General features: G+C 62.8%; 16 protein-coding genes and 1 tRNA gene. 13 read left to right on the forward strand and 4 right to left on the reverse strand.

Annotated features, from left to right (window positions below; translation table 11 throughout):
* Window positions 1-139 precede the first annotated feature (139 nt).
* The 8 genes from secA to C7I87_RS08330 all read left to right on the forward strand — a co-directional run bounded on the left by secA (window position 140) and on the right by C7I87_RS08330 (window position 10,742).
* Window positions 140-2,872, forward strand: a complete 2,733-nt coding sequence (secA, locus tag C7I87_RS08295) for a preprotein translocase subunit SecA (protein WP_149903744.1) — start codon at window positions 140-142, stop codon at window positions 2,870-2,872.
* Between the two features lie 126 nt (window positions 2,873-2,998).
* Complete coding sequence (locus C7I87_RS08300; RefSeq protein WP_149903745.1) at window positions 2,999-4,189, forward strand: integrase core domain-containing protein; 1,191 nt, start codon at window positions 2,999-3,001, stop codon at window positions 4,187-4,189.
* A gap of 316 nt (window positions 4,190-4,505) precedes the next feature.
* On the forward strand, window positions 4,506-5,906 hold the full coding sequence (locus tag C7I87_RS08305; protein ID WP_149903746.1) for an oligosaccharide flippase family protein: 1,401 nt from the start codon (window positions 4,506-4,508) through the stop codon (window positions 5,904-5,906).
* Window positions 5,906-7,186 carry a GNAT family N-acetyltransferase gene (locus tag C7I87_RS08310; protein WP_149903747.1) on the forward strand — a complete coding sequence of 427 codons (1,281 nt, stop codon included), beginning with the start codon at window positions 5,906-5,908 and terminating at the stop codon, window positions 7,184-7,186. Before C7I87_RS08305 ends, C7I87_RS08310 begins: the two co-directional genes overlap by 1 nt.
* Before the next feature lie 197 nt (window positions 7,187-7,383).
* Complete coding sequence (locus C7I87_RS08315; protein WP_188393778.1) at window positions 7,384-8,490, forward strand: DegT/DnrJ/EryC1/StrS family aminotransferase; 1,107 nt, start codon at window positions 7,384-7,386, stop codon at window positions 8,488-8,490.
* Window positions 8,487-9,425 (forward strand): glycosyltransferase family 2 protein, encoded by a 939-nt coding sequence (locus C7I87_RS08320; RefSeq protein WP_210250623.1) that lies wholly within the window; start codon window positions 8,487-8,489, stop codon window positions 9,423-9,425. Before C7I87_RS08315 ends, C7I87_RS08320 begins: the two co-directional genes overlap by 4 nt.
* The gene (locus C7I87_RS08325) at window positions 9,422-10,372 is read left to right on the forward strand and encodes a WxcM-like domain-containing protein (RefSeq protein WP_210250624.1); all 951 of its coding nucleotides are present in this window, start codon (window positions 9,422-9,424) and stop codon (window positions 10,370-10,372) included. Before C7I87_RS08320 ends, C7I87_RS08325 begins: the two co-directional genes overlap by 4 nt.
* Before the next feature lie 4 nt (window positions 10,373-10,376).
* Complete coding sequence (locus tag C7I87_RS08330; protein ID WP_149903750.1) at window positions 10,377-10,742, forward strand: GtrA family protein; 366 nt, start codon at window positions 10,377-10,379, stop codon at window positions 10,740-10,742.
* A gap of 269 nt (window positions 10,743-11,011) precedes the next feature.
* Here C7I87_RS08330 and C7I87_RS08335 read toward each other — a convergent pair.
* A tRNA-Leu gene (locus tag C7I87_RS08335) sits at window positions 11,012-11,096 on the reverse strand.
* 229 nt (window positions 11,097-11,325) lie between these two features.
* Here C7I87_RS08335 and C7I87_RS08340 point away from each other — a divergent pair.
* Both C7I87_RS08340 and C7I87_RS08345 read left to right on the forward strand, forming a co-directional pair.
* A complete protein-coding gene (locus C7I87_RS08340; RefSeq protein ID WP_149903751.1) occupies window positions 11,326-11,919 on the forward strand; it encodes a YqaA family protein in 594 nt (197 codons plus the stop codon).
* 78 nt (window positions 11,920-11,997) lie between these two features.
* Window positions 11,998-12,513, forward strand: coding sequence for a disulfide bond formation protein B (locus C7I87_RS08345; protein ID WP_149903752.1), 516 nt, complete (start codon window positions 11,998-12,000; stop codon window positions 12,511-12,513).
* Window positions 12,514-12,664: 151 nt separating this feature from the next.
* Here C7I87_RS08345 and C7I87_RS08350 read toward each other — a convergent pair whose 3' ends face one another.
* Both C7I87_RS08350 and C7I87_RS08355 read right to left on the reverse strand, forming a co-directional pair.
* Window positions 12,665-13,222, reverse strand: coding sequence for an HNH endonuclease (locus tag C7I87_RS08350; RefSeq protein WP_027143453.1), 558 nt, complete (start codon window positions 13,220-13,222; stop codon window positions 12,665-12,667).
* Between the two features lie 188 nt (window positions 13,223-13,410).
* Window positions 13,411-14,052 carry a DNA-3-methyladenine glycosylase family protein gene (locus C7I87_RS08355; protein ID WP_149903753.1) on the reverse strand — a complete coding sequence of 214 codons (642 nt, stop codon included), beginning with the start codon at window positions 14,050-14,052 and terminating at the stop codon, window positions 13,411-13,413.
* Between the two features lie 75 nt (window positions 14,053-14,127).
* Here C7I87_RS08355 and gluQRS point away from each other — a divergent pair, with 75 nt between their 5' ends.
* Window positions 14,128-15,003 carry a tRNA glutamyl-Q(34) synthetase GluQRS gene (gene gluQRS / locus C7I87_RS08360; protein WP_149903754.1) on the forward strand — a complete coding sequence of 292 codons (876 nt, stop codon included), beginning with the start codon at window positions 14,128-14,130 and terminating at the stop codon, window positions 15,001-15,003.
* Window positions 15,004-15,152: 149 nt separating this feature from the next.
* Window positions 15,153-16,055: a DMT family transporter gene (locus C7I87_RS08365; RefSeq protein WP_149903755.1), complete on the forward strand. Its 903-nt coding sequence runs from the start codon at window positions 15,153-15,155 to the stop codon at window positions 16,053-16,055.
* On the opposite strand, the gene C7I87_RS08370 is transcribed toward C7I87_RS08365, so the two are convergent.
* On the reverse strand, window positions 16,025-16,876 hold the full coding sequence (locus C7I87_RS08370; protein WP_149903756.1) for a YihY/virulence factor BrkB family protein: 852 nt from the start codon (window positions 16,874-16,876) through the stop codon (window positions 16,025-16,027). The genes C7I87_RS08365 and C7I87_RS08370 overlap by 31 nt on opposite strands.
* A 58-nt stretch (window positions 16,877-16,934) precedes the next feature.
* Here C7I87_RS08370 and C7I87_RS08375 point away from each other — a divergent pair, with 58 nt between their 5' ends.
* Complete coding sequence (locus tag C7I87_RS08375; protein WP_149903757.1) at window positions 16,935-17,801, forward strand: SDR family oxidoreductase; 867 nt, start codon at window positions 16,935-16,937, stop codon at window positions 17,799-17,801.
* Window positions 17,802-17,825 lie beyond the last annotated feature (24 nt).

The raw sequence follows: 17,825 nt of genomic DNA on the forward strand, positions 1-17,825 counted from the left end.
GTCCATCGACTTGGCGTCCAGAACCGTTTTCCGGGCGCTTTTTGTGTTTGCCCGTATTCAGGCGGTGCGTTCACGTGGATGTGATGGGGCCGGCCGGCGCCTGTCTCAAGATTGAGAATTCTATCGAAAGGACCATTGGATGGTCAGTCTCGGCGGTCTCGCCCGTAAGGTTTTCGGTTCCTCCAACGACCGTCGGGTCAAATCGACCCGTCCCCGCGTCGAGGCGATCAACGCCATGGAAAACGAGATGCGGGCGCTCTCCGACGCCGAGCTTGCCGGCCGCACGGAAAAATTCCGCCAGGACATCGCCAATGGCGCCAGCCTTGACGACCTGCTGATCCCCGCCTTCGCGACCGCCCGCGAGGCGGCGCGCCGCGTGCTTGGCATGCGCCCCTTCGACGTCCAGCTGATTGGCGGCATGGTGCTGCACAATGGCGGCATCGCCGAGATGCGCACCGGCGAGGGCAAGACCCTGGTCGCGACGCTGCCGGTCTATCTCAACGCGCTTGCCGGCAACGGCGTCCATGTCGTGACCGTCAACGATTACCTCGCCACCCGTGACTCCGAGTGGATGGGCCGCGTCTACAAGTTCCTCGGCCTGTCGGTCGGCGTCATCGTCCATGGCCTATCGGACGAGGAGCGTCGCGTCGCCTACGCTTCCGACGTCACCTACGCCACCAACAACGAGCTCGGCTTCGACTATCTGCGCGACAACATGAAGTACGAGCGCGCCCAGATGGTGCAGCGCGGTCACAATTACGCGATCGTCGACGAGGTCGATTCCATCCTGGTCGACGAGGCGCGCACGCCGCTCATCATTTCCGGTCCGCTCGAGGATCGTTCGGAAATGTACAACACCATCGACACCTTCATCATCCAGCTGCAGCCGCAGGATTATGAGATCGATGAGAAGCAGAAGACCTCGATCTTCACCGAGGAAGGCACCGAGAAGCTGGAGAACATGCTGCGCGATGCCGACCTGCTCAAGGGCGAGTCGCTTTACGACGTCGAGAACGTCGCCATCGTCCATCACGTCAACAACGCGCTGAAGGCGCACCGGCTGTTCCAGCGCGACAAGGACTATATCGTGCGCAACGGCGAGATCGTCATCATCGACGAGTTCACCGGCCGCATGATGCCCGGCCGCCGCTATTCGGAAGGCCTGCACCAGGCGCTCGAAGCCAAGGAGCACGTGGCGATCCAGCCGGAGAACCAGACGCTCGCCTCCGTCACCTTCCAGAACTATTTCCGTCTCTACAAGAAGCTTTCCGGCATGACCGGCACGGCGCTGACCGAAGCCGAGGAATTCGGCAACATCTACGGTCTCGAAGTCACCGAGATCCCGACCAACCTGCCCGTTATCCGCAAGGACGAGGACGACGAGGTCTACCGGACGGTCGAGGAGAAGTACAAGGCGATCGTCAGGGAGATCCGCGAAGCCAGCGCCAAGGGTCAGCCGACACTGGTCGGCACGACCTCGATCGAGAAGTCCGAGCAGCTGGCCGAGCGCCTGCGCAAGGAAGGCTTCACCGATTTCGAAGTGCTGAACGCCCGCCACCACGAGCGCGAGGCGGCGATCGTTGCCCAGGCCGGCAAGCCCGGCGCCATCACCATCGCCACCAACATGGCCGGACGCGGCACCGACATCAAGCTCGGCGGCAATGCCGAGATGCGCATTGCCGAGGAACTGGGCGACATGCCCGAAGGGCCCGAGCGCGAGGCGCGCGAAAGGGAAATCAATGCGGACGTCGAGCGCCTGAAGGAAAAGGCGCTGGCCGCCGGCGGCCTCTACGTGCTCGCCACCGAGCGCCATGAATCGCGCCGCATCGACAATCAGCTCAGAGGTCGTTCCGGCCGCCAGGGCGACCCCGGCCGCTCGAAATTCTTCCTGTCGCTGCAGGACGACCTGATGCGCATCTTCGGCTCCGAGCGCATGGACGGCATGCTGCAGAAGCTCGGCCTCAAGGAAGACGAGGCCATCATCCATCCCTGGATCAACAAGGCGCTGGAAAAGGCGCAGAAGAAGGTCGAGGCGCGCAACTTCGACATCCGCAAGAACCTGTTGAAATATGACGACGTTTCCAACGACCAGCGCAAGGTGGTGTTCGAGCAGCGCATCGAGCTGATGGACGGCGAAGGCCTGTCGGAAACCATCGGCGAGATGCGCGAAGGCGTCATCGACGAGATCGTCGCCAAGGCCATTCCCGAAAACGCCTATGCCGAGCAGTGGGATGTCGCGGGCCTGAAGGCCGAGGTCGCCGAATTCCTCAATCTCGACCTGCCCGTCGAGGACTGGGTGAAGGAAGAAGGCATCGCCGAGGACGACATCCGCGAACGCATCTCTGCCGCCGCCGACGCCGCCGCCAAGGAACGCGCCGACCGTTTCGGCCCCGAGGTGATGACCTATGTCGAGCGCTCCGTGGTGCTGCAGACGCTCGACCATCTGTGGCGAGAGCATATCGTCAATCTCGATCATCTGCGCTCGGTCGTCGGCTTCCGCGGCTACGCCCAGCGCGATCCGCTGCAGGAATACAAGAGCGAGGCGTTCGAGCTGTTCCAGGCGATGCTCGGCAATCTGCGCCAGGCCGTCACCGCGCAGTTGATGCGCGTCGAACTGGTCCGCCAGGCCGCCGAAGCCCCGCCACCGGAAGCGCCCGACATGTTCGGCACCCATATCGACGGCACCACCGGCGAGAATGATTTTGACGGCGGCGAGATGGCCCTGCTGGTCCGCCCCGAGACAACCGCCATCGTCGCCCCCGAAGATCGCGACCCGAACAACCCCGCCACCTGGGGCAAGGTCGGCCGCAACGAGGCCTGCCCCTGCGGCTCCGGCAAGAAATACAAGCACTGCCACGGCGCGTTCGCGTAAAGGCACCGCTTCCCTTCTCCCCGTCACTATACGGGGAGAAGGTGGCCCTGTCCGAACCGGATAGATAGGTAACAGAATGGACCGATAGCATGGGTGACAGTTTTCTTGTCCGCCGGAGGACCGGCGATGGTTTGGCGAGAAACTGGCATCATGGACGAGCGGCTACGGTTTGTTGTGGATTGCCTTTCGGATGAAGAGCCGATGATCGAGCTCTGTGCGGCTTACGGCATCTCGCGCAAGACCGGCTACAAATGGCTTGGGCGCTATCGCGCGTTCGGCCCGGAAGGTTTGCACGATCTGCCTCGCGCGCCGCTCACTCATGGCCGGGCGACGGCGCTGGATCTGGTGGAGCGGATCGTTGCCGCCAAGGAGGCGCATCCGCTGTGGGGGCCAAAGAAAATCGTGGCGCGGCTCAAGCGCACGGCTCCCGAACTGGTCTGGCCATCAGCCTCGACGGTCGGCGCCATCCTTGCGCGGCATGGGCTTGTTGGCGCCCGCAAGCGGCCACGTCTGCGGGCCTGCGGCAATGGACCATGGCCGGAGCCGCAAGCGCCGAACGCGGTGTGGACCGGCGATCACAAGGGCTGGTTCCGGACTGCTGATGGATGGCGCTGCGAACCGTTGACGGTGATGGATGCCTCGAGCCGCTACCTTCTGGCGCTCGAAGCCGTGGGCTCGACGGCCGATGCCGAGGCCTGGCCAGTGTTCGAGCGGCTGTTTGAGGAGCATGGCTTGCCGGATCGGTTCAGAAGCGACAATGGCTCGCCCTTCGCGTCGGCCGGCGTCACCGGGCTGACGCCGCTTGCGGTACGCTTCATCAAGCTCGGCATCACGCTGGAGCGGATCACGCCCGGCAAGCCGCAGCAGAACGGTCGCCACGAGCGCTTCCATCTGACCATGCTGCCACTGGCCAAGGAACCGGAAGCCGACAAAACGGCTCAGGGCCAGGCCTTCGAGGCCTTCCGGCGCAGCTACAATGAGGAGCGTCCGCATGAGGCGCTCGCCATGGACACTCCAGCACAGCATTACCGCCCGTCACAACGAGCCATGCCAGGAATGCCACCCGAGCCCGATTATCCGGCCGAGGCCGCGGTGCGCCGTGTGCGCCACAATGGCGAGATCAGGTGGAATGGCGGCTTCGTCTATGTCTCGCAATCACTGGCCGGCGAAGCCGTCGCGGCCACCGAAGCCGAGGATGGCCAATGGGCACTTACCTTCCATGACTATTCGCTCGGCATCATCGATACCAGACATATGAAGCTTGTCCGCCGCAGCGCCGCGCAAACCAAACCGCTTGCCGCTGCGGCTGACGCATAGGGGGAGAACTGTTACCTATGTATCCGGTCCATTCTGTTACCCATCTATCGGCTGGACAGCCCGAAGGGCCGGATGAGGGGCGGCGCCGACTCTTCTCCACCTGGGAGATGACTTCGCAAGCGCCGCTTGCCCTGTAGGCGGACTCCTCCAATCTCCCCGACGCAAATCTCCGAAACCCTGCGCCGCCCCTCATCCGCCCACCGGCACGTTCTCCTCGTATAGTGACGGGTAGAAGGAAGCCCCCGCCCACGCTTTCTTAAGGTGTCTTCGCTACACCAAAGCCTGAAAAAGAGGCGGAAAACGGAGAGAAATCGGGGTGCGCTTTTCCGCGGCCACGACTGCCGGGCGGTTCTTGCCGCAGCGTTTGGCGCTGCGCGTGGGGCCGCTGCTTGACCGCATCGACGCCGTGCTGTTCACCGCCGACGAGCGCGGCGAGGCCGGCCGCATGTCGGTCATCGCCTTCTCCATCCGCATCGTCAGCGCCGTCATCGCCTTTGTCAGCCAGGTGTTGATGGCGCGCTGGATGGGCTCCTTCGAATACGGCATCTTCGTGCTGGTCTGGGTGACGATGGTCATCGTCGGCAACCTTGCCTGCCTCGGCTTCCACACATCGGTCATCCGCTTCATTCCCGAATACCGCGAGCGCGGCCTGATGGACGAATTGCGCGGTATCGTCGTGGCCAGCCGACTGTTCGTATTGATCGCCTCGACACTGATCGCCGGCCTTGGCGCCCTCGGCGTCTGGCTGGCCGCACCCTGGATCGAAAACTACTACGTGATACCGTTCATCCTCGGCGTCATCTGCCTGCCGATGATCGCGCTGTCGGATTTGCTGCAAGGGCTGGCGCGCGCCAATTCATGGGCATTGTTCGCGCTGTCGCCGACCTACCTGATACGGCCGGTGCTGATCCTGCTGTTCATGGCGCTGATGCTTTGGGCGGGATACGCCCCCGACGCGCGGACGGCGATCTTCGCCTCGATCGCCGCCACCTACGTCACCACGCTGACCCAGCTCATTGGCGTCACCCAGCGCATGGAAAGGCAGATCCCGGCCGGCCCGATGAAAGTGCATTTCGCGCAATGGTTCATCGTCTCGCTTCCGATCTTCCTGGTCGAAAGCTTCTTCTTCCTGCTCACCAACGCCGATGTGCTGATGGTCGGCGCCTATATGGATCCCAACGACGTCGCCGTCTATTTCGCCACGGTCAAGACGCTGGCGCTGGTCCATTTCGTCTATTTCGCGGTCAAGGCCGGCGTCGCCCAGCGCTACGCGCAGTTCACCCATGGCGAGCCGGAAAAGCTTGCCGCCTTCGCCCGCGAGACGGTGTCGTGGACCTTCTGGCCCTCGCTGCTGATGGCGTTCCTGGTTCTGGCGCTGGGCGAACCGATGCTGGTGCTGTTCGGCCCGGAATTCACGTCTGGCTATCCGCTTCTGTTCCTGCTCGTCTTCGGCGTCGTGGCGCGCGCCGCCGTCGGTCCCTGCGAAAGCCTGCTCACTATGAGCGGCAACCAGAATGTCTGCGCGGCCGTCTATGCCATGACATTGGCCTTCAACATCGGGCTCAACGTCGTCCTGATCCCGCTTTTCGGCCTTTGGGGCGCGGCGATGGCCACTGCCTTTGCCATGATCTTCGAGGCCGGCGCTCTGTCCTTCACGGTCTGGCGCAAGCTCGGCATCGTCATGGCGATCTTCGTGTCAGCCAAAGGAACCGCCTGATGGCCGCCATCCCCTTGCTCGAGGAAACCAGCGGCGGCCCCGCCGGCGCCATGGTGTCCGGCCTTGCGGGGCTGGCGCGCGACGCCGATCCCGCCCATATCGAGATCCTCGCCAACAACCGGCCCGAACGCAAACTCGCCATCTACCCGGCATCGGCCGGCTTCGACCTGGTCGAGGAACTGGATTACCTCTGCGCCCGCACAATCGAGCCGAACGTCTTCTTCAACCCGCGCTTCCTGGCCCCGGCCATGCCTCGGCTGGAAGACCGCGAGGTGCGTCTTGCCGTGATCCGCGACGGCGATGAATACCGCAACCGGTTGCGCCTGCTGGTGCCCATCTCGGTGGAACGGCCGATGGTGCCGCTGGGCGTGCCGGTCATGCGCACATGGTCGAGCCCGTTCGGCCCGCTCGGCACGCCGCTGATCGACCGCGACGATCCGGTTGGCGTGGTCGAGGATTTCTTCTCGATGCTGTCGCGCCCGCATCTCAAGCTGCCGAAAGTCCTGGTCCTGCCCGACATCAGGCTTGACGGTCCGGTGACGAGCCTGATCGGCACCGTGGCCGAGACGCGCGGCCTGATGCTGGTCACCACGGGCCAGACCTCACGCCCCGTGCTGGAGAGCGAACTCGACGGCGACGATTATCTGAAGGCTTCGTTGCGCGCGCATCATTATCGCGAGTTCCGCCGCCTGAAGCGGCGCCTTGGCGATCTCGGCAAGCTCGAGCATGTCGTAGCACGCGGCCCGGAGGAGATCCGCCACGCCATCGAACACTTCCTGACGCTGGAGGCGTCCGGCTGGAAAGGCCGCGAGCGCACAGCCATGGCGATCGACCGCTTCCGCGCCGCCTTTGCCCGCGAGGCGGTGCACCGGCTGGCCGAGCAGGACATGTGCCGCATCCATTCGCTGAGGCTGGACGGGCGCACCATCGCTTGCCTGATCGTCTTCGTCGAGGCCGGCGTCGCCTATACCTGGAAGACGGCCTATGACGAGACGTTGGCCGTTTATTCGCCAGGCACGCTGTTGATGATCGAAGTCACCAGGCAGCATCTCGACGACCCCAACATCATGATGACCGATTCCTGCGCCGTGCCCGACCACCCGGTGATGAGCCGGCTATGGAGCGAGCGCAAGCCTGTCGGCACGCTTGTAATCGGGTTGACTCGCGACGCCGACCGTCTCGCCCGCCAGGCTGCCTCCCAGTTGCATCTCTACCGCGAGACCCGCAACATGGCGCGCCTGCTGCGCAACCGGATGAAGAGTTTGCTGCGGCGACGGTGAGGAGGCCTCCGAGACGAGCCTGCCCGCGGTCAATCAGCCTGTCGCGCAGCCGGCGTATCGCGTTCTGCAATGGCGGTCGCGGTTTCTCGGCAGCGGCATTAATTCAGCTTGCCAAGAGTTGTGTCCAGCGACCACTCTCGAAGTGAAAAACAGATTCAGCCATTGAGTCGCCGATGACGAAACAAGATTCCGTCCCGATGAACGACCTCAAGCGGCTGTATCAACGATACCAGGTCGAAATTGAACGTGAAGTAACAAGCACATTGCGCTCCGGATGGTGGCTCAACGGCGCGATGGGCAAGAAATTTGCCGCCAACTTTGCAGGCTTCATCGGCGTCTCGGATTGCGTTCTCGTGGCCAACGGAACGGACGCTCTCGAACTGGCCTTGGCTGCGGCTGTCGGGCGCAATGGCGCTCGTGGACATGAAGTCATCACGGCTGCGAATGCCGGCGGCTACGCAAGTTGCGCCTGCTGGCACAACGACCTTGTCCCCCACTATGTCGACGTCGAGCCAGCCAGCCAGTTGATCAGCGTTCCATCGGTGCTGGCCGCGGCCAGCACCGATACCGCTGCCATCGTCGTCACGCATCTTTATGGCGGCGGCGTCGATGTCGGCGCCCTCAAAAGCGCACTTGCCGAGGCCGGTCTCTCACATATTCCGATCGTGGAGGATTGTGCGCAGGCCCATGGCGCACGTATCGGCGGACGCGTGGCGGGTTCGCTCGCGGACGTGTCTACTTTCAGCTTCTACCCTACCAAGAATCTTGGCGCGGCGGGTGACGGAGGCGCCATTCTGACGTCGGACCCGGGGATCGCCGAACATGTGCGGCGGCTGCAGCAATATGGCTGGATCTCAAAATATCATGTCGGCGTGCCCTACGGCCGGAACTCCCGCATGGATGAGATCCAGGCAGCCGTTCTTGATGTCTTTCTGCGCGATCTGGGCGATAGAAACGAGCGGCGCCGTGCTGTTCTGGGCCGCTACAAGTCGGTCGCCAGGCGGCGGCTGCAATTCGTGGAAGGAGGCGACGGCGCGGTCGCGCACCTTGCCGTCGCCCTGTGCGACGAGCGCGATGCGTTCAGGGTTTTCATGAAGGAACGTGGCGTCGATACCGAGATCCACTACCCCGTCCTTGACTGCGATCAGGTCGGCTGGGCGGGACTGCCCATGAAAGGAACCGAAAATCTGGCGGTCTCACGGGCCAGCGTCAACCGTCTCTGCACCGTGCCATGCTATCCCGACATGACGGATGACGAGGTCGGCCAAGTCTGTCTGGCGCTCGCCCAATGGGAGGCAATGTGACGACACGCTCGATCGTTTTTCCGATCTACCGCAACCAGGCGAATATCCCGTCCCTGATGCAGGCGGTCGCCAATTTTCACGCCGGATATGAGGGCGATATCGAGTTCGTCTTTGTCATCGATGGGTCGCCGGATGAATCGGGGCCCTTGCTTCTCAATGCGCTGAAGACCTCTGGTTACGACTACAAGATCATCTTTCACAGCCGGAATTTCGGCTCTTTCACCGCCATTCGAACCGGTCTCGAACATGCTTCCGGCGATCATATCGCCGCCATGGCCGCCGACCTGCAGGAGCCGCCGGAACTGATCGTGGAGTTCTTCTCGATCCTGGAGAAGGATGGCGCCGACGTCGTATTTGGGCGCAGGACGGGCCGCAATGATCCGCCGATAACGCGGTTTTTGTCGAAAGCATTCTGGGCGGCCTACCGCAGGCTCGTCCTGCCCAGCATGCCGAGCGGCGGGGTCGATATTTTTGCTTGCAACCGCCAGGTGCTGGAAGCGATCCTGTCCATCGAGGAACCCAACTCCTCGCTTGTCGTGCAATTGTTCTGGGTCGGCTTCAGGCGGGAATTCGTGCCCTATCGCCGCCGCGAGCGAGAGCACGGGACGAGTGCCTGGAGCATGGCCCGTCGGTTCAGATACATGATGGACAGCATCTTTTCGTTCTCCGATTTTCCGATCATTCTCACTCTTTGGGTGGGCTTTGCGGGCTGCCTGCTCAGCCTGCTGTTTGCAGCCGTTACCGTCGCGGCGCGGTTGCTCGGCGACATTGACGCGGCCGGTTACACAACGCTGGTGCTGCTGATCGTGGGCTTCGGGTCGGCCAGTCTGATGGTCCAGGGCATTCTGGGCTGCTATCTCTGGCGGGCGGTTGAAAACACGAAGTCACGGCCCCTCCGAGTGATCAGCCGCGTCGTCGAGGGGACTTCGAAATGACCGACATGGCATTTTTCGTTCATGAGCACGGCATCTGTGAGAGTCCGCATATCGGCCGGGGAACACGCGTCTGGGCGTTTGCCCACGTTCTGCCGGGCGCCGTGATCGGTGCGGACTGCAACATTTGTGATCATGTTTTCATCGAGAACGACGTGGTGATCGGTGATGACGTGACCATAAAAAGTGGCGTTCAACTGTGGGACGGCCTCCGCCTTGGGAACCGCGTGTTCGTCGGTCCAAACGCGACATTCACCAACGATCGTTTCCCGCGCTCGAAAGAGTATCCCGAGGCGTTTCTTCTGACGACGGTGGAGGACGGCGCATCAATAGGCGCCAATGCGACCATCCTGCCGGGCATAGTCATCGGACGTCAGGCGATGATCGGCGCTGGCGCGGTGGTGACCAAAAATGTCCCCCCCAATGCCGTGGTGGTCGGAAATCCAGCCATCATCATCGGCTACCAGACCGGTCCGCAAATCCAGCCGACAGTGACGCAGACATTTCCCGATACGCCCGGCGAAAGAATGCCGCTTGGGATCGGCGGCAGCGAACTCTGGAGGCTGCCGCATTTTGGCGACCTGCGCGGCGAGATCGCACCGCTGGAGTTCGGTTCGAACCTGCCCTTCAAACCGGCACGCTCGTTTCTGGTCTACGGTGTGCCTTCCGATAAGGTCAGGGGCGAGCACGCGCATCGCGAGTGCCATCAATTCCTTATCGCGGCCCACGGCCGGCTTTCGGTTGTCCTCGACAACGGCCATGACAGAAAAGAGGTTTCACTGGCCGAACCGTCGATCGGGCTCTACATGCCGCCAGGCATCTGGGGAATCCAGTACAAATTCCAGCCGGACACAGTCCTGCTGGTCATGGCTTCGCATCACTATGATGCGAGTGACTACATCAGGGATTATACGGATTTCCTCAGCGTAGTCAGACAGGACGGCCGCTGACCGAATGCGCGAAGACGCTGTCCGCTTCCTCGTCGCCGGTGGTCTCAACACAGCTTTGACCAGCCTCATCTATTTTGCCGGCCTCGCTGTCCTGCCTTCAGGTCTTTCCTATACCATTGCCTGGCTGGCCGGCCTCCTATTCGTCATGGTATTCTATCCCGGCCGCGTTTTCCCAGGCGGCCGCACCGCTCTTGCGGACCGACTGGCGATGGGGGGCTCGGTGGTCGTCGTGTTCCTGATCGGGTTGGCAAGCCTTCATTTTCTGCGAGACATCCTGAAAAACACGCCTGCCGCATTCGTCGCCACCCTCGCCGTCACGACCACTCTCAATTTCCTGGCCTCTCGATGGATACTTCGCAGGGGACTCTGATCGAAGTTGTCGCTACAGCATCTCGAGCGCAAGCCGACCGGCAGGCTGGCGATCGGGCTGACGCCGGATGCCAACCGCCTCGCCCGCCGCACTTCGTTACGGGATCGCTGCCCGGCGAAACCGGGAGCGCCGTGAGGCACCTTACGACGAGCTTACCGGCAACAAAATGGAGCATCGCGATCGGCTACAAGCATTCGCTCTGACCGCACTGGCGAGGGAACAGGCCGGGACGGCAGCGCCAGCCTGTGCACTCCGCGAGACCAGAAAAATGGTGCCCCTAGCCGGGATCGAACCAGCACTCCTTGCGGAACTCGATTTTGAGTCGAGCGCGTCTACCAATTCCGCCATAGGGGCTCAGGCCGGGCGGCCTGGATGGGCGCGGACTATACGGTCGGAGGCCTGTTCGTCAACTGGCCAATTCTCGGTATCGCACAGGATGCGACCAATCTTCACCTTTCGATTTCATGGCGCTGCTGCCATTGTGCAGCGCGGAAAATCTTTCTAGACAAGCGGCGCATCAAAGCGCGGCGTGTCCGGAGACATGGGTGCGACGCAGTTTGGGCCACATGCACTAGGAGAGCCGATGCTTCGCGGACTGTACGACTGGACCCTGTCGCTGGCGGCCCGCAAATCCGCCGAATGGTGGCTGGCCTTCATCGCCTTCGTCGAGAGCTCGGTATTCCTTGTGCCGGCCGACGTGCTCTATCTGCCGATGGCATTGTCGCGGCCGGACCGGGCCTATCGCTATGCCTTCATTGCCACCGTCGCATCGGTGCTGGGCGGCATTGCCGGCTGGTTCATCGGTCACTACGCCTATGACGCGGTGGCGCGGCCCATCCTCGAATTCTACGGCAAGTATGACGAGTTCGAGCAGTTGCGCTCCTCGGCGGGCATGAGCATCGAGTTCATCGCCCTGATGCTGGTCACCTCGGGTGCGGCGCATCTGCCACCCATCAAGGTGGTGACGATCCTGTCCGGCGCCCTGGGCGTCAACCTGGCGCTGTTCATCGTGCTGGCCATCATCGCGCGCGGCGGTCGCTTCCTGCTCCTGGCGTGGCTTTTGCGCCGTTATGGCGAGCCAATCCGCGAGTTCATCGAAAAGCGCCTGGGCTTACTCGCCGGCGCCGCCGCGGTTGCCCTGATTTTGCTCTATATCCTGATCAAATACGCCCTCTGAGGCTCTCCCAGAACCGGGTGACGGTTTTGAGAGGCCAAGCTGGCTTGGCGGAGGGCGAACACAATGAACGAGAGACCCATGACAGCGACCATGAATGCCGACGGACGCCAGCGAACACGCACCGCCTTGTTTCTCGCGGTCGCGATGGCCGCGACCGTTGGCTCGGCGCTCGGCTTCCAGCACATTGGCGGCTACATCCCCTGCCATCTCTGTCTGGAACAGCGCACGCCGTATTACATCGGCGTGCCGTTGATGGTGCTGGCGGCGATCGCATCGACGCTGAGTGCACCCGCATGGCTGACGCGCGGCCTGCTGGTCATTGGCGGCCTCTTGATGCTCTACGGCCTCTATCTCGGCGTCTACCACTCCGGCGTCGAATGGGGCTGGTGGCAGGGTCCGGCCGATTGCACGGCGGGCGCCGGCCCAGTCGACACCGGCGGCAAGGGCGTGCTCGACGCGCTCGACAAATTCGTGCCGCCCTCCTGCGACAAGGCCGCTTTGCGCATCCTCGGCCTGTCACTGGCCGGCTGGAACGCCATCGCCAGCCTGATCCTGGCCGCCGTAGCCTTCCGCGGCGCATTTTCGCGCGATTAACCAGCGCGACGCAGAGTTCGTCCAGAAATTCGGCAGGCTGAGTCGGATGGCGCGGGTTTCGAGAACCGGAGCGGAGCGTACTTAAGTACGTGAGCACCGGAAGCGCAGAAAGCTGCGTCAGGCGGCCGGCATGGCGGATTTCTGCCGAACTCTATGGCTCCAGTTCGACATCCCAGTAGAGATAGTCCATCCAGCTTTCATGCAGATGGTTGGGCGGGAACAGCCGGCCGTTGTTGTGCAAATCATGCACAGTCGGCTGATACGGCTTTTGCAGCGGCCACATCTTGGCTTGCGACGGCATCATGCCGCCCTTCCTGAGATTACAAGGCGAACAGGCGGCGACGACGTTCTCCCATGTCGTGGCACCGCCACGATGGCGAGGAATGACATGGTCGAAGGTCAGGTCGTCGGGCGTGCTGCAATACTGGCACTGGAAACGATCGCGCAGGAAGACGTTGAAGCGGGTAAAGGCGGGATGCCTCGACGGCTTCACATAGGCCTTCAGGCTGACCACGCTCGGCAGCTTCATCGAGAAGGTCGGCGAGGACACTGCGTGTTCGTATTCGGCGACAATGTTCACGCGATCGAGGAACACCGCCTTGATGGCATCCTGCCAGGACCAGAGCGACAAGGGGTAATAGCTGAGCGGACGGTAATCCGCATTCAGCACCAGCGCTGGAAGCCCATCCGGAGATACGGCAACCGTCACCTTGTTGACCTCCTTGGTTCGCACATGGTCCCGAAAATCGAATTCGACTTTCGGAAAGGATCACGCGCTGCTTCAAAAGCCCGACCGTTCGGCGCGGATACTGTAAGCCTGACATGACAGGGATGTGAAGCGGATTGTCGCTTGCGCGACGTGCCAAAAACGCATGTTTTTTATGCTTTTTTGCGGATTCAGGCCGGCGGCGCGGCGTCCCGGCCCCGGGTTTCGCGATAGTAGGACCAGAAAAGCCGCGATGCGACACCTCGCCACGGGCTCCATGATTCGGCCAGTGCGATCAGTGTTTTCTCCGGCGGACGTGGGTCGATGCCGAGCGCGTGGCCGACAGCGCTCTGCAAAGCAACGTCGCGCGCCGGGAAAATATCGGGGTGCCCGGCGGCAAACAACAGATACACTTCCGCCGTCCAGGGACCGATACCGGGCACGGCCGTCATCCTGGTGATTGCCTCTCCGGCGTCGAGCGAACAAAGGTGATGGAGGTCGAGCCCGTTGGCCACCGCCTGTGCAACCGCGATCAGGCCGCGCTGCTTGGGCCGCGACAGGCCGGCCTCGCGAAACATGTCCTCGCCGGCGGCAAGGATCGCCTGCGGCGTCAGCGGATCGACCAGTTTTGTCAGCCGGCCGAAGATTGCATCGGCGCTGGCCCGCGACACCTGCTGCGAGACAATGATCGAGGCCAGGCTCCTGAAGCCGGGCTCCGAAAGCCTGAGCGGCACCTCGCCGGCCATGCCGCGCACTTTTTCCAGGCGCGGGTCGAGCGCGCAAAGCGCATCGAGCCCCCGCTCAACGTCGTCCAGTGTCGCGATGCGCTGCATGGTATCCTTGTCCACGAATGTGCAGCAAAGTAGCAACGGCCAAAACCGCAGCACAACCCGATTGCCGCCTGAGACATGACGCTCCTGACATTCCGCTTCGCGCCCAGCCCCAACGGCGAACTGCATCTGGGCCATGCCTATTCGGCGCTGCTCAACCAGAGGCTCGCAAATACCAGTGGTGGCCGCCTGCTGCTGCGTGTCGAAGACATCGACACCACGCGCTGCACGCCGGAGTTCGAGGAGGGCATGCTTGCCGACCTGAAATGGCTAGGCGTGGGCTGGGAAGAGCCGGTGCGCCGCCAGTCCGAGCATTTTGCCGAATACGAGGCGGCGCTGGAACGGCTGATCCGCGAGGAACTGGTCTATCCCGCCTTCATGAGCCGTGGCGAGATTAGGGCCTTCATCACCGACACCGAAAGGCGCGGGCGCGCCTGGCCGCGCGATCCCGACGGGATACCGCTCTATCCCCCGTCCGACAAGGCATTGCCGATCAAGGAACGCAAACGGCGCATCGCCGAGAATGCGCCCTTCGCCTGGCGGCTGGACGTCGGCGCCGCCATGGCGCGTGCCGGCAAGAACCTCTCATGGGCCGAATTCACCGATGAGACGCTGTCCGCGACGCGGTCGGTCGAGGCCCGTCCGCAGGACTGGGGCGACGTGGTCGTGGCGCGCCGCGACATCCCGACAAGCTACCACCTCGCCGTCGTCGTGGACGATGCGCTGCAAGGCGTCAGCCATGTCGTACGCGGACAGGACCTGTTTTCCGCGACCGGGGTGCAGCGCCTGCTCCAGGAAATTCTGGGGTTGCCGCGGCCCGCTTATTTCCATCACCGACTGGTCCTCGGGCCGGACGGGCGAAAACTGTCGAAGAGCCTCAGGGATACCGGCCTTGCCGCCTTGCGCGACGCAGGCGCTTCGCCGGACGATGTCAGAAGGGTGGTCGGGCTTTGACCAGTACTATGTCAGGAGAACGCTCTCTGGACGCGTCACCCGTTGAATTCCCATGACGCATGGATCAATCGTTTCGTTTTGCGTGCGGGGTTGAACAGGATTAGAGCATCGCGACGATCAATCCCTACCAACGTGGCGGTCCCCGGAACATGCACAGCATCAAGCGGTTCATTCCCGCCACCTTCGTCGTCCTTTGGGCGACCGGCTTCATCGGCGCGCGCTACGCCATGCCGTGGGCGGAGCCATTCACCTTCCTCGCCGCGCGTTTCGTGCTGGCCGCGGTGCTGCTGGCCGTCCTGATGCTTGTGCTGGGCTCGAAACCAGCCACCCGCACCGAGGCGCTGCATGCCACCGGCGCCGGCGTGCTGATGCATGGCGTCTATCTCGGCGCCGTCTTCTGGGCCATCCATAGGGGCATGCCGGCCGGTTTTTCGGCCCTGATCGTCGGGCTGCAGCCGCTGATCACCGCGGTGCTTGCCGGGAAGTTTCTGGGCGAGGCCATCCTGCCGCGCCACTGGCTTGGCCTCGGCATCGGCCTGATCGGCATCGTCATCGTGCTGTGGCCAAAACTCGGGGCGCTCGGCGGCGGCGTCACGGCGGCGACGCTGACCGCGTCGTTTGTCTCGGTGCTCGGCATGAGTGCCGGCACCATCTGGCAGAAGCGTTTTGCGTCCGGCGGCGACCTCGTGGCGGCAACCATGTGGCAATATGTCGGCGGCGCTTCGTTGATGATCCTGGCTTCGCTTGCCTTCGAAACGCAAGCCGTCGTCATCAATGGCGAATTGATCTTCGCCATGGCCTGGCTGCTGCTGGTGCTGTCGCTCGGCGCCATCTTCCTTCTGATGGTGATGATCCGCGACGGCGAGATGTCGAAAGTGGCGTCGTTGTTCTACCTGGTGCCGGCGGTGACGGCCATCATCGCCTGGGCTCTGTTCAACGAACAGCTCAACGCACTTCAGATCGTCGGCATGGCGATCACCACGTTCGGTGTCGGGCTGGCGACCGCCCGATCGGGCAAACTTCAACCGACGCGGGCACGCGCCTCCAGATAACGACTGATCGCGGCGTTGAGCTCGCCGCCGAGGATGAAGATCGCCGAGACGATGTAAAGGAAAACCACCGCGATCATGATCGAGGCGAGACCCGCATAGGTCGTCACATAAGACGAGAAATGGTCGAGATAGGTGGCGAACATCGTCGAACCGATGAGCCATGCGACCAGTGTGAAGATGATGCCCGGCACCAGCGAGACGAAACGGCGCTTGCCGGCCGGCAGCCAGTAGTGGACGGCAAAAAGTCCGCCGATGATGACCGTTGAGGCAATGACGTAACGCCACAACGTGATCGTGCCCGTATAGGGTTTGATCCACTCGAAATGGGCTTCCGCCAGCCGCGCTAGCAACGGCGCGAACACAAGCAGCACGCTGATCGCCAGGAACCCGGCGGTCGCGATCAGCACGAAGAAGATGCTCTGCACGCGGCGATAGATGATGCCGCGCGTTTCCGTGACCCGGTAGGCGCGGTTGAGCGACGTGCGCAACGCCTCGATGCCGTTCGACGCAAAATAGGCGGCAAGCAGCACGCCATAAGTCAACAGGTCGCTGCGCCTGACGGTCAGCACGTTCAGCACCTCACGCGCGATCGGCTTGGCGATCTGGTCGGGCCAAGTGTCGAAGACCAGATGCACGGCTGTGTCGGCAAAGGCCTGGGCGCCGAGGAAGCTGCCCAGCGTCGTGGCGAAGATCAGGAACGGAAACAGCGCCATCAATGAGGTGATCGCCAGATGGCTGGCCATCGCCCAGCCGTCATCGGTGTTGAAATGACCGAGAGCGTCGTAAAGCACGCGGCGCAGGGCGACAATATTCCGCAGCAAGAACGCGCGCTCCCTTCGATTGTCTCGACGCCGCGAATATGGGAAGTGAATGCGGCAAATGGCAACCCTTCGTCAAACCCCGAATTCTCCAGCGGCAGAGTTGCGCACCATCATCGTCACCGGTGCGTCTTCCGGCATAGGCGCCTATTGCGCCCGTGCCTTGAAGGCCGAGGGCTGGCGAGTGTTCGCGACGGCGCGCAAACCGGATGACATCGCCGCACTCGAAGCGGACGGAATCGAGGCTTTCTATCTCGATTACACCGAACCGGCATCGATTGCCGCCCTAGTGACGGCGGTGCTCGACCGCACCGGCGGCAGGCTCGACGCTCTGTTCAACAACGGCGCCTACGCGCAGGCCGGCGCCGTCGAGGATCTGCCCGTTGCGGCGCTCAAAGAGCAGTTCGAGGCCAATTTCTTCGGCTGGCACGACCTGACCCGCCGTCTGGTTTCGGTGATGCGCCGCCAGGGCCACGGCCGCCTCATCCATTGCTCATCGATCCTGGGTCTCGTACCTGTGCGCTTCCGCGGCGCCTATTCGGCCTCCAAGCATGCCTTGGAGGCCTTGATGCTCTGCCAGCGCCAGGAACTGGCCGGCAGCGATATCCATGTCTCGCTGATCGAGCCGGGGCCGGTAAAATCGAAGATCGCCAGCAATGGCCTGCCCTGGTTCCTCAAGAATATCAACCATGAGAATTCCGTGCATCGCGCCGACTATGCCGCGCAGCTGGAGCGCATGCGCGCCGGCGGCAGCCAATCGGCGCTGAAGCCCGGGCCGGAAGTGGTCCACAAGGCGCTTCGCCATGCACTTCTGTCGCGGCGCCCGCGCCCGCACTATGTGGTAACAATCTCGGCTAAGATCGGTGCCACGCTCAAACGCATCCTGCCGGCATCGATGCTCCACCGCCTGCTCGCCAAGCGCGCCTGAACAAGCAAAGAACTGGAAACGAAA

The organism is Mesorhizobium sp. SARCC-RB16n (assembly GCF_008520305.1).
GTDB lineage: Bacteria > Pseudomonadota > Alphaproteobacteria > Rhizobiales > Rhizobiaceae > Mesorhizobium.